General features: G+C 32.5%; 10 protein-coding genes. 5 read left to right on the forward strand and 5 right to left on the reverse strand.

All coding sequences use genetic code 11. From position 1 onward, the window contains the following. Window position 1: 1 nt before the first annotated feature. From pgi to HNV08_RS03435, 3 genes are all read left to right on the forward strand, one after another. The gene (pgi, locus tag HNV08_RS03425) at window positions 2-1,648 is read left to right on the forward strand and encodes a glucose-6-phosphate isomerase (RefSeq protein WP_173279749.1); all 1,647 of its coding nucleotides are present in this window, start codon (window positions 2-4) and stop codon (window positions 1,646-1,648) included. 162 nt (window positions 1,649-1,810) lie between these two features. Continuing rightward, window positions 1,811-4,345, forward strand: coding sequence for a TonB-dependent receptor (locus tag HNV08_RS03430; protein WP_173279751.1), 2,535 nt, complete (start codon window positions 1,811-1,813; stop codon window positions 4,343-4,345). Window positions 4,346-4,357: 12 nt separating this feature from the next. Next, entirely contained in the window at window positions 4,358-6,028 is a 1,671-nt protein-coding gene (locus HNV08_RS03435; RefSeq protein WP_173279753.1) for a choice-of-anchor J domain-containing protein, read from the forward strand. 70 nt (window positions 6,029-6,098) lie between these two features. On the opposite strand, the gene gldD is transcribed toward HNV08_RS03435, so the two are convergent. The 4 genes from gldD to mutY form a co-directional block, all read right to left on the reverse strand. After that, window positions 6,099-6,668 (reverse strand): gliding motility lipoprotein GldD, encoded by a 570-nt coding sequence (gene gldD / locus HNV08_RS03440; RefSeq protein WP_173279754.1) that lies wholly within the window; start codon window positions 6,666-6,668, stop codon window positions 6,099-6,101. Window positions 6,669-6,747: 79 nt separating this feature from the next. Continuing rightward, window positions 6,748-8,064: a gliding motility-associated protein GldE gene (locus tag HNV08_RS03445; RefSeq protein WP_173279756.1), complete on the reverse strand. Its 1,317-nt coding sequence runs from the start codon at window positions 8,062-8,064 to the stop codon at window positions 6,748-6,750. Window positions 8,065-8,083: 19 nt separating this feature from the next. After that, a complete protein-coding gene (locus tag HNV08_RS03450) occupies window positions 8,084-8,524 on the reverse strand; it encodes a single-stranded DNA-binding protein (RefSeq protein WP_173279757.1) in 441 nt (146 codons plus the stop codon). 85 nt (window positions 8,525-8,609) lie between these two features. After that, on the reverse strand, window positions 8,610-9,650 hold the full coding sequence (gene mutY / locus HNV08_RS03455; protein ID WP_173279758.1) for an A/G-specific adenine glycosylase: 1,041 nt from the start codon (window positions 9,648-9,650) through the stop codon (window positions 8,610-8,612). A 136-nt stretch (window positions 9,651-9,786) separates the two neighbouring features. Between mutY and HNV08_RS03460 the strand changes: the two genes are divergently transcribed. Continuing rightward, a complete protein-coding gene (locus tag HNV08_RS03460; RefSeq protein ID WP_008270198.1) occupies window positions 9,787-10,077 on the forward strand; it encodes an HU family DNA-binding protein in 291 nt (96 codons plus the stop codon). Window positions 10,078-10,383: 306 nt separating this feature from the next. Beyond that, a complete protein-coding gene (locus HNV08_RS03465; RefSeq protein WP_173279761.1) occupies window positions 10,384-11,928 on the forward strand; it encodes an Rne/Rng family ribonuclease in 1,545 nt (514 codons plus the stop codon). Between the two features lie 394 nt (window positions 11,929-12,322). Here HNV08_RS03465 and HNV08_RS03470 read toward each other — a convergent pair whose 3' ends face one another. Then, window positions 12,323-13,039 carry a Bax inhibitor-1/YccA family protein gene (locus HNV08_RS03470; RefSeq protein WP_173279763.1) on the reverse strand — a complete coding sequence of 239 codons (717 nt, stop codon included), beginning with the start codon at window positions 13,037-13,039 and terminating at the stop codon, window positions 12,323-12,325. Between the last annotated feature and the right edge of the window lie 71 nt (window positions 13,040-13,110).

The raw sequence follows: 13,110 nt of genomic DNA on the forward strand, positions 1-13,110 counted from the left end.
CATGGCATTAAAAGCAACCAACCCAACCACATCAAAAGCTTGGAAACAATTACAAGCGCATTTTGAAACAATTAAATCAACGCATTTAAAAGATCTGTTTAAAGCAGATGCGGATAGAGCAAATGATTTAACGATAAAATGGGATGATTTTTATGTCGATTTTTCAAAAAATAGAATAAATACGGAAACAATTGATTTGTTAATTGCATTGGCAAATGAATTAGATCTCAAAAATGCGATTTCAAAGTATTTTGAAGGAGATATCATTAATGCTACAGAAGGTAGAGCTGTTTTGCATACAGCTTTACGTGCACCACATACAGCGGAGGTGTTAGTTGATGGTAAAAATGTAATTCCAGAAGTCCATGAAGTCAAGAAAAAAATTAAGAATTTCACAGATGCAGTTGTAAATGGTCATCACAAAGGCTATACAGGTAAGGCGATTACAGATGTTGTTAATATCGGAATTGGAGGATCGGACTTAGGACCTGCAATGGTTGTAGATGCACTTCAATATTATAAAAATCACTTAAACACACACTTTGTGAGTAATGTTGATGGTGATCATTACCAAGAAGTCATAAAAAACTTAAACCCAGAAACAACACTTTTTGTAATTGTTTCAAAAACGTTTACAACGCAAGAAACCTTGTCTAATGCCAACTCAATAAGAGCATGGTTTTTAACCTCACAACCCGAAGATGCTGTAGCGAATCATTTCGTTGCTGTGTCTACAAATATTGCAAGTGTAAAGAATTTTGGTATAGATGAGTCTAATATTTTCCCAATGAAGGATTGGGTTGGTGGTCGTTTTTCATTGTGGAGTGCAGTTGGCCTTTCAATTAGTTTGGCAGTAGGTTATAACAACTTTGACGGCTTATTGGATGGCGCGCACCAAATGGATGAGCATTTTAGAACCGCAGATTTCAATACTAATATTCCTGTAATATCTGCTTTATTAACTATTTGGTATAATAACTTTTTTGAATCAGAGAGTGAGGCAATTATACCATACACGCAATATTTAAATCAATTTGCGACCTACCTTCAGCAAGGTATAATGGAAAGTAATGGTAAGAGTGTAGATAGAGATGGTAATAAAGTAAATTACCAAACAGGTACATTAATTTGGGGAGAACCAGGTACCAATTCACAACATGCTTTCTTTCAATTAATACACCAAGGCACTAAATTAATTCCAACGGATTTTATAGGCTATGTAGAATCATTGCATGGCAATAAAGATCATCATAATAAATTAATGTCTAACTATTTTGCGCAAACAGAAGCATTAATGAATGGTAAAACAAAAGACGAAGTTTTATCAGAGTTAACAGCGCAATCAGCGACAGAAGCGGAAATTAAACAGCTATTAACCTTTAAGGTTTTTGAAGGAAATAAACCTACAACATCTATTTTAATTCAGAAACTATCTCCAGAAAGTTTAGGGAAATTAATAGCTATGTACGAACACAAAATTTTTGTGCAAGGCATTATTTGGAATATTTATAGTTACGATCAATTTGGTGTTGAGTTAGGAAAGCAGCTCGCTAAATCAATATTAAATGAGCTTACTGACGATGATATTGCAGCAAGCCACGATTCGTCAACTCAAAATTTAATAGCTTTTTATAAGAACAATTGTTAAAAATTGTTAAAAACATTTAATAAAATCTATTATGCACGCATAAAATTTAAGGATTATATAATTAACTTCGTTTCGCTTAATTGTTAACATTTAGTTAATATACTAGCTCTATGAGGTACGTAATTTTGCGATAATTATAAAACCAATTAACTTAAATTTTATATGAAAAAATTTAATCTTTTTTTATGTTTTGTTGTTCTTACGAGTTTAACAACATTATCATATGCCCAAACCACTATTACGGGTAAAATAATTGATAGTGACATGAGCTCACCACTTCCTGGTGCTAACATTATAGTAAAGGGAACTTCTAATGGTGCAACAACTAACTTTGACGGTGATTTTACTTTAACAACAGATTTAAAGTCTGGAGAAGTAATTATCTCTTATGTAGGGTTTGTTTCTCAAACTATCGCTTTTAGCGGCAATACTGATTTAGGAACAGTAACTTTAATGTCTAGTAATGTAGGATTAGACGAAATAATGATTGTTGCTTCTGTAGCGGTTGATAGAAAAACACCAGTGGCTGTATCAACAATTAAAGCAGAAGAGATTGCAATTAAATTAGGAACTCAAGAATTTCCAGAAATTTTAAAGTCAACACCAGGTGTTTATGCAACACGTCAAGGTGGTGGTTATGGAGATAGTAGAATAAACCTAAGAGGGTTTAGCTCTGAGAATGTCGCTGTAATGATTAACGGTGTTCCTGTGAATGATATGGAAAATGGTGCTGTTTATTGGAGTAACTGGGCTGGTTTAGGTGATGTAACATCTACTATGCAAGTACAAAGAGGTTTAGGTGCTTCAAAAGTTGCGGTAGCTTCTGTAGGTGGTACAATTAATATCATTACAAAAACAACAGATGCAGAACAAGGTGGTAGCGTTGGTACTAGTATTGCAAATGATGGCTACTTAAAATACGGAATGACGTATTCTACAGGATTATCTGAAAAAGGATTTGCAGCAACAGTAAGTGCTTCTAAAATTGATGGAGATGGTTATGTAGATGGAACAGAGTTTTCAGGATATAATTACTTTTTAAGTTTATCACAGCAAATAAATGATGCACATAGGTTGTCTTTTACAGCTTTTGGTGCACAGCAAGAACACGGTCAACGTTTTAACCGTTCTACAATCGCTGAATTACAAGAGACAGATTCTGGTCCTCAAAAAGCGAATAAAGATTGGGGTTACAAGAATGGTGAAGTTTATCACCAATCTTACAACTTTTATCATAAGCCTCAAATGTCTATTAACCATTTATGGAATATTAATGATGCCTCTGCATTATCTACAGCAGTATATGCATCATTTGGTTCAGGTGGTGGACGTAGAGATGAAGGATCTAAAATAGGGTCGGCAGATTACAGAATAGGTTCTACAGGCTTAACACCAATTGATTTTGATACAATTGTTGAAGAAAATATTGCGAATGGTGTAAATGGTTCAACAGATATCATTTCATCTTCAAGAAACTCTCATGAGTGGTATGGTGTATTATCTACATATAAAAACAAAATCAATGATGCTTTAACAATTTCAGGTGGTTTTGATGGTCGTTATTATGTAGGGTCTCACTGGTATCAAGTAGATGATTTATTAGGAGGTCAGTTTTTCTTAGATAATGAAACGGATACTTTTGCTTTTGGACAACCTTTAAAAGTTGGAGATAGATATAATAAAGATTATGACGGTATTGTATTAAGATATGGTCTTTTTGGTCAAGCAGAATATCAAATAAATGAATCTGTAAATGTATTTGTAGCTGCAGATGTTTCTAACAGTAATTATAAACAAGAAGAGTTTATGAATAATACTATTACTGGTGATAGATTATCTGAAGCAGTTAACTTTGCAGGATATGGTATTAAAGGTGGTGGTAACTATAATTTAGATGGAAATAACAATGTATTTGTTAACGTTGGTTATTTTTCTAAAGCACCATTTTTAGATGACGTATTTTTAGATGAAGATGGTATTATACCAAATGCAGATGCTGTAAACGAAAAAGTATTTAGTGCGGAATTAGGTTATGGTTTCCGTGGTGAAAAATTAAGTGCCAACGTAAATATTTATTACACAAACTGGTTAGATAAATCTTTAGGTGGTTCTATTGGTACGGGTGAAAACTTATTTTTCTATAACTTACAAGGTATTGATGCGTTACACCAAGGTATCGAAGTAGATTTTAGATATAGAGCAACGGATAAGTTAACCGTAACAGGTATGGCTTCTTTAGGAGATTGGCAATGGAAAAGCAACGTATCTGCAGATATTAGAGACCAAGCAGGTGATGTTGTTGATGTCGTAGAGGTATATGCAGAAGATTTAAAAGTTGGTGATGTTGCACAAACTACATTTGCGTTAGGTGTTGATTATAAATTAGCATCAAAATCTAATATTTATGTAGATTATAACTTTGCAGGAGATAACTACTCGTCTTATGATGTTACAAATAGAGGTAGTTTAGATTTACCAGATGTATGGAAGTTACCTGATTTTGGTTTGTTTGATGTTGGTTTAAGACATAGTTTTGAAATGGGACCATTTGATGCAACCTTAATTGGTAAAGTAAACAACGCTTTTAATACAGAATATGTATCTGATGCCAATGATTTAGATGGAACCTCTGCTACAGCGCAAGTTTATTACGGTCCAGGAAGAACTTATAGTGTTGGATTAAAAGTTAATTTTTAAAAAATATTGAAAATGAAAAGAATAATTTATTGTTTAGCAGTTTTAGGATTAGCCTTTTACGGTTGTAATCCTATGGAAGACATTTATGATGGTTTAGATACAAGTGCAGAGCCAATTGTAGGTTCTGATACTTACACACTTGTTAGTGATGATTATGATGAATTAGAATTAACGTACGGTAGTTTTAATTCTGAAGATGAAGCAAAGATATTATTACCAGGATTTTTAGCAGATAAATACCCATTTTGGGGAGAAGGTTCTTCTGTAGTGGTAGGATATGATTTGTATATTGGTAACGCAGAAGGTGTAAGTGATTTTACAAGTTCTGATATTTATGAATTTACAAACTCTGATTATGCAACAACAGGTAGTGATGCATTCGGATTTTATCCAGATGTTAATGCGACTAACGCTATACCAGAAATACTAGATACACAAGTGGCTAGTCCAGTTGAAGGGCAATTAATCTTAGCAAAATACGACCAATATTCTGAAGAACCTGAAGTAGGTTTAGCAGAAATTGTCCTTTATGATTTCGTAGGAAGTTTAGAAGGTTGGTCTACAGTTGAAGAATCTGGTGATGATGGAGTTTGGACCTCAGAATCTGGATATGTACAAGGAAACGGTTATTTTGGTGACCAATATTCAAACGTAGAATGGTTAGTATCTCCTACAATTGATTTAACTAACGAAAGTGATCTTAAATTTCAAATCACTCAAGAATTAGATTTTGCTGGAGATGTATCTTTAGTTAAAATTTTAGTTTCAACAGACTACATGGATGATGTATTATCTGCAACATGGGACGAAATTACTTTAGGAACTCCTGCAAGTGGAGATATGGCTTCTTCAGAAGATTATGATTTTTCTGCATATGATGGCGAAACTATCAACATCGCTTTTAAGTATACTTCTATTGGTGATGATCCCGCAACTGTAGATACAGATGAAGGTGACGCTTCTAGATGGAGAATACAAAGCTTAGCTATAAAAACTGTAGGAGCAACAGGTGATACCAACTCTAAAGGCGAATATTTTATGTATTCAGGTGGTTCTTGGGAAGCAGTTGAAGGTGTTTACTACTTAAGTTCTAAAGATTTTGATTCAATGGGTGAAGATTTCAATCAGCCAGGACAGTATGATAACTTTGGAAGCTCTATACCACCAGATAACTACTTACCAACATTCTTAAGTTTAACGTTCCCGTATGCGCAAGAAGAAGAAGAGTTATTTGTAATCTATGATTATTATTCAAGCTCTAGTGGAGCGCAAAGAAGAGGTAACCTTTACACAGTAACAGGTGGTGAGTTTATTGGACATGAGTCTACAATATCTACAACTTTACAGTTTGGTTATGAAAACGGAATTTGGGTACCAGATAATACTATTAGGTATACTTTTTCTGCTGATGATTATGTGTTAGTAGCAACAGAATTAGCTGATACATATCCAAATGCTACAAGTAGTATGAGTAACTATGGTAACATGGATAGAAGAGCTGGTAATGCTGCAGAGTGGACAGATGCAATGGTACTTGAAGCTGCTGCAATAGTATTAGATAATTTAGATCCTTCTGCTGCTGAAGAGCAAAAATATATTGTTACTGTTGAAATATACAACGGAAGTAATACTACAGAAGACTTCGCTGTCATTAAAATAGGTGGAGAATGGGTTTATCAATAATAGAGTAAATCCAATTACATAAAAAAATGCCACTGAAATTCAGTGGCATTTTTATTGTTTTAAACTTATATTATTCTTCCCATTTAACACTTTCCATAATATGCTTTATGTCTTTTTTTAAATACTCAGAAGCCGGATAAATAGAATCGTAATTCGGTTTAGCATAGAAGTACAGTGAACCACTTAAGAAGTGCTTAGTGCTATCGGTAACATAGAATTGAGATTGCGAAGCAGCATTACCTCCAATTTCGTATAACATGCCGTAAACTTTGTTTTCTTTATTTTCAAAATCTTTATAAGAGATTTCATCAGCCTTAATCGTGTGTTTTTGTGTGAGGTTTTGAGCATCACGCAATAAACTGTCTAAGTTTCCATTTTTTATAGCTTTATACGTTAAATATATTGTGGCTTTAAGAGCAGGATATTTAATATTTACACCATTAAAGGTCGCATTGGTTTGTACTGGAGTTATAGGATTGGCAAGTTCATTTTTTTCAAAAGAGAACGGTAGCGGAACGGTTGCTTTTTTATATTCAGCATTAGGATACTCTAATCTTAAATAACCCTTAGGTTTAGGTAATGGATCATCGCCACAACTTAACATTAGTAAGCTTAAAATAGGTATTGCTAATCGTTTCATTGGTTTGTGTTTTATTTTTTACATAATATGATTTCTAAATATTTAAATATTAGAAAAAATGTTATGAGTGTTTGCCTTATTATTGGTCATCTAATAAGGTAAGTTTAATCTGTTTTATTCGTTTGCGTTCTAAGGATTCAATAGTAAAAACATAATTATTAAAATTAACTTTACTACCTATTCTAGGAAAACCTCCTGATAGTTCTAATACAAAACCAGCTAGAGTTTCTGCTTCACCTTTTTGAGATTCAAATAAGTCTATGTCAGAATCTATTCCTATTATTTTATATACATCTTTTAAAGGTGTTTTGCCTTCAAAACTATAATTTTTATCATCAAGTTTAGTATATATTAAATCATCATCATCATATTCATCACTAATATCACCCACAATTTCTTCAATAATATCTTCGAGAGAAACTAAGCCAGACGTACCACCATATTCATCTACTACAACGGCTAAATGTACTTTCTTGGTTTGAAACTCAACCATTAAATCATCTAATTTCTTGTTGGCTGGTACAAAAAAGGGTTCGCGTAAAAGGGTAGTCCAATTAAAATTCTTTTTGTTAATATGTGGTAATAAGTCTTTTACATAGAGTACACCTTTAATAGAATCAATACTTTCTTCATACACAGGGATTCTAGAATAACCGTTATCTATAATCTCTTTAATAATGGTTGCAAAAGGCGTTTCTATATTTAGCGCAAATAAATCCATTCTAGGACGCATTACTTGTTTTGTGTCTGTGTTTCCAAAGGATACAATACCTTGTAATATTTTTTGCTCTTCTTTTGTTGTATCGTCGTCATTAGTGAGTTCTAAAGCATGTGATAATTGATCTACACTTAGATTAGAACGTTGTTTGCCAAATTTATTTTGAATTTTTATGGTTACAAAACGCATAGGTAAACTTATTGGCGAAAATATAACATCTAAGACTCTTAGTGGTCTAGACATAAATGAAGAAAACTTCACACTATTTCTACTGGCATAAATTTTTGGAATAATTTCACCAAATAGTAATATTAAAAATGTAGCAGAAACGACCTCAATTAAGAACCTAAAAAGGGCATTTTTTATATCATTAAAAAGCGTTTCACCAATAAAGGCAAACAAAATAACAACCGCAATATTTATAAAATTATTCGCAACTAAAATTGTGGCTAGCAGTTTTTTAGGACGTTCTAATAGTTTTGAAATAATTTGCATTGCAGGCGATTCGTTTTCTAATCCGTCATTAATTTCAGATTTTGTGAGTGAAAACAATGCTACTTCAGCGCCAGATATTAATGCTGAGCAAATTAATAAAACAACAAGCAACAGTATACTTGAAATAAATGAAGTATTATAAGCTATTAGATTTATTAGTAAAACCGTGGGTTCTGGGTCCAAGATAAAGTGAAATTAAAAATTAAAAAGGTAAATCGTCATTACCTTCTGCAATATCCGTGTTTTTCGTTGGTTGCTCTGATTGAGGTTTTGCTGGTGAGGTATTTGATCTTTGTGGTTGATCATTTTTTGGCGTTAAAAACGTAAATTCATCACAGATAATTTCGGTAGAATAACGTTCCATACCTTTATCATCAGTCCATTTTCTAGTTTTTATTTTACCTTCAATATATACTTTATCTCCTTTAGATAAGTATTTTTCGCAAATTTCTGCAGCTTTGTTTCTTACTACAATATTATGCCATTCTGTGTTTGTTATGCGTTCATTAGTTTGCTTACTAACATAAGATTCGCTAGTGGCAATAGGGAAGCGACCAACACAATTTTTATCATCAAAATAATGCATTTTTACTTCATCCCCTAAGTTGCCTATTAGCATTACTTTATTTAATGATCCCGCCATAATATTTTAGTTTTAAGTTGCAAAGTTACTCAATTGAACAATCACTACTTTAAAAGTAATAAAAAAATGTGATTTCTTTAAGGTTCTAAAAATTGAAACGTTCAATAAATTGACTGATGAGTACAGGTGTTGGGTATTTAGATAAAGAATTAATTGGGATAGCTTCCTTTGGTAAGGTTGTTAATTCTAAAATCCAAAATTTTGTATAGAGATGTTGATGCGAAAGTTTATGGATAATGTCTTCGTTATTATATAAGGTGTAGTCAAGGTCCTTTGTATGAAGAAATGGATAGGGTAAATCTAAAAGTTCAAATTGATTGGCATTCAGACTTTTTTTGGTCTCTATCAACGGAAATTGATATAAGTTTTGCCAAATTCCTTTTTTTGTGCGTTTTTCAAAAATAGTTTGTCCCTGTTTATCAATGCATACCAAAAAGTTAAAATACTTAATGGTTACTTTGGTTTTCTTCAATTTTACAGGTAGTACATCTACCTTTTTATTCTGGAGAGCAACACAGGCATCATTAAAAGGGCACGTATCGCAATCTGGATTTTTCGGTTTGCATTGCAAAGCACCAAACTCCATAATAGCTTGGTTATAAATGTCTGGGTTTTTAGAATCTATTAAAGTAGAGGCTAAAGTTTTAAATTCTTTAATTCCTGTGCTTGAGTTTATAGGTGTGTCAATACCAAAATAACGAGATAAAACTCTGTATACATTGCCATCTACAACAGCAGTAACTTCTTTAAAAGCAAAAGATGCTATAGCGCTGGCGGTGTAATCGCCAACACCTTTTAATTTTAATAACGCTTTATAGGTGTTTGGAAAAACACCATTAAAGGTCGCTACAATATGTTTTGCGGTACTATGTAGGTTTCGCGCTCTAGAGTAATACCCTAAACCTTGCCATAATTTTAGAACTTCAGTTTCTGATGCTGAAGCGAGATCAAAAATTGTAGGGTATTTTGCGACGAAATTTTCATAATATGGAAGACCTTGTTTTACTTGAGTTTGTTGTAAAATGATTTCTGAAAGCCAAATATAATATGGATTCTTAGTCTCTCGCCATGGCATTTGTCGCTTGTTGTCTGAGTACCAGCTAATTAATTTATATTTAAAATCCATTTTACATTTTAAGTGTTAAAGCAAAATTAAATGTTTATCATCTTAAATTTTAATTAATTACGTTTGAAATATTGAAATTAAATTACATATATTTGCAATCCCTTAGAATTTAATAGTAACCCTAAAACTAATAGTAATGACAAAAGCCGATTTGGTAGCAAAAATATCTGACAAGTTAGGTATCGAGAAAGGAGACGTTCAAGCAACAGTTGAAACGTTTATGGAAGAAGTAAAAACATCTTTAGAAAGCGGAGATAACGTTTATTTAAGAGGTTTTGGAAGTTTCATCATTAAAACAAGAGCTGAAAAAACAGGTCGTAATATTTCAAAAAATACTACAATAAAAATTCCAGCTCACAACATACCAGCATTTAAGCCGGCTAAAGTATTTTTAGAAGGCGTTAAATCTAATGTTGAGGTTAACTAAAGAAAACATTAAACTAAATATTAATTTAAAAAGCATTATTTATTATGCCAAGTGGTAAAAAAAGAAAAAGACACAAGGTAGCGACGCATAAGCGTAAAAAACGTAGACGCGCTAATCGTCATAAAAAGAAATAAATTGTTAAAAGTAGTTTTATAACTACTTTTTTCAGTTTTAAAGAAACGTTCTTTGATATAGAATTAACAGCATTTAATAGAGTGCTGTATAATTTGTTGGATATTAATCCTGTGTCAAATAATTTAGTAAAATCCATCTATCTCAATGAAGAGTTAGATATAAATTAACATTATGAACAAAGAGTTAATCGTAAGATCGAGTTCAGATATTGTTGATTTTGCCTTATTAAAAGATGGAAAACTTATTGAATTACATAAAGACGAAGAGGATAATGACTTTGCAGTTGGTGATATTTTTATTGCCAAAATTAGGAAAGTTATGTCTGGTTTAAATGCTGCGTTTGTTAACGTTGGCTATGAGAAAGATGGTTTTTTACACTATCATGATCTCGGACCACAATTGCCTTCTCTTTTAAAATTCATTAAACGTGTAAGCACAGGTAAATTAAGGGATTATACCCTTAAAGATTTTCCTATGGAGAAAGATTTAGATAAAAATGGCACCATTGCACATGCCATAAAATCTAATCAATCCATATTAGTACAAGTAGTAAAAGAACCAATCTCTACAAAAGGACCTCGCATTAGTTCAGAATTGTCTATTGCAGGCAGATACATTGTCTTAGTGCCTTTTTCTAACCGTATATCAATTTCTCAAAAAATTGAATCGCAAGAAGAAAAAGATCGCTTAAAAAGACTTGTTAAAAGTATTACACCTAAGGGGTTTGGCGTTATTATACGTACTGTAGCTGAAGGCAAGAAAGTTGCCGAGCTCGATAGTGATTTACAGAATTTGCTGGATCGATGGACAGCAATGTGTAAAAAATTGTACAAAGCACATCACCCAACTAAAGTATTGGGAGAAATGAATAAAGCGTCCTCTATTTTGAGAGATATTTTTAATGATTCATTCTCTGGTATAGTGGTCGATGATGAAGCGTTGTACTTACAAGTAAAAGATTATGTGCAACAAATTGCACCAAACAAAGAGTCTATAGTAAAATACTATAAAAATGGTGTTCCTATTTTCGAAAAATTTGGCATTGAACGCCAAATAAAAACATCATTCGGACGAACCGTATCTATGGCAAAAGGCGCCTATTTGGTTATTGAACATACCGAAGCCCTACATGTTGTAGATGTAAACAGTGGTAATCGCTCTAACAAAGAGAAGAACCAAGAAGATACTGCTTTAGAAGTCAATATGATTTCTGCCCAAGAAATTGCTCGCCAATTACGATTACGTGATATGGGAGGCATAATTGTAATCGACTTTATAGATATGGGTAAAGCAGAGAACAGAAAAAAGCTTTTCAATTATCTTAGAGATGAGATGAAAGATGACAAAGCAAAGCATAAAATATTACCGCCGAGTAAGTTTGGTTTAGTGCAAATAACCAGACAGCGCGTTAGGCCAGAACGTAATATTAAAACGAAAGAAGAAAACCCAAACCTTGTAGGAGGTGATGAAATCGAAGCGCCAATTAAAGTGGTAGAACGAATCAATCAAGACCTAGAGCGTGTTTTCAAAAAAGACTATAAAAAGGTTACACTTAATACACATCCTTTTATAGCAGCCTTTTTAACCAAAGGGTTTCCATCAGTACGTTCAAAGTGGTTTGTTGAACACAAAAAATGGGTAAAAGTTTTACCTAGAGATGCTTACACTTATCTTGAATACCATTTTTATGATAAAGATGGTAACAAAATCAAATAATATCTATTAAAAAAAGCCCAATTGAATTTTCAATTGGGCTTTTTGTATTTAAAGTAAATGCTATACTTATTTGAAACGACGTTTTGTATTCCACACCAATGAACTGGCATTTCCAAATTTTAATGTCTTTGTTCCAACTTTACTTTCTACTACAATTCTGTTATTTGTTTTCATAATCTAACTATTTATTCCTTTTGTTTGGGGTTTTATAAATGGGGTGCAAATGTATGTGCAATGTTAGCTATAGAAAACAATAGAATTAATAACATTGTGTTCTATATTACCCTTAAAGCGTATTTAGAACTTGTTTTTGGTTAAAATTAAATATGTAGCACTAAAAAAAGCCTAACACATACTTTGTGTTAGGCTTTTTTTTGCTAGAAGTAAACTGTTTTTAATCTCTAGACATAAATATTCTTAATATATACCAGAATAATAGCATTAATGATGCGAACAATCCTAAAGCTGCTGGTATATAATCTTCAACACCATAGGTTTTTACTAGGTTAGAGGTTTGGTATAATATAGAGCCTCCTGCGAGTAAACACATACCAACTGAAAACCATAATCCTAAATTAAATCCAAAGAGCGCACCAGCTATAATTAAGCCTATGGCAATAAAGAAGCCAATGGTTAGTCCTGTTTTTAAAAATGAAAAATCGGTCTTTGTTAATAACACTGCGGCAGATAAACCTGTAAATAACGCTAAAGTAACTATGGCTGCTTGTTGAAGAATTTCTGGTCCAGAATCCATATACATTGCTGCTATGGCTATCATAGGTATAAAAATTAAAGCTTCAAAAAAGATGTATATCCCATAAGCTAGGTATTGCATGTTTTTGTCTGAAGTTTTCAATGCCATACTTTCAGCATAGTTTGTTGCTAGCATAAATCCTCCTAACAATAATAGCCATTTATAACCTTGCGTCATAGAGAGCATAAAGTTAACTATAGTATCACTTTGAAATAATAAGTACTCAAACAATACAAATACAAGTACACCTCCTGCCACATGTGTATACGTCTTTTTGTAGAAGGCAACACGATCTGCTTCCGATAGATTTCCGATCAATATTTTTTGAGGTGATTGGTTTGGGATTTGATTTTCCATAGTATTTTAATAAGATTAGTTATATAAATGTAGGTGTTTTCAAAATTGAAAACAAAATAAAAGCTTTGAAA

Source organism: Winogradskyella eckloniae (genome assembly GCF_013249045.1).
Classification (GTDB): domain Bacteria; phylum Bacteroidota; class Bacteroidia; order Flavobacteriales; family Flavobacteriaceae; genus Winogradskyella; species Winogradskyella eckloniae.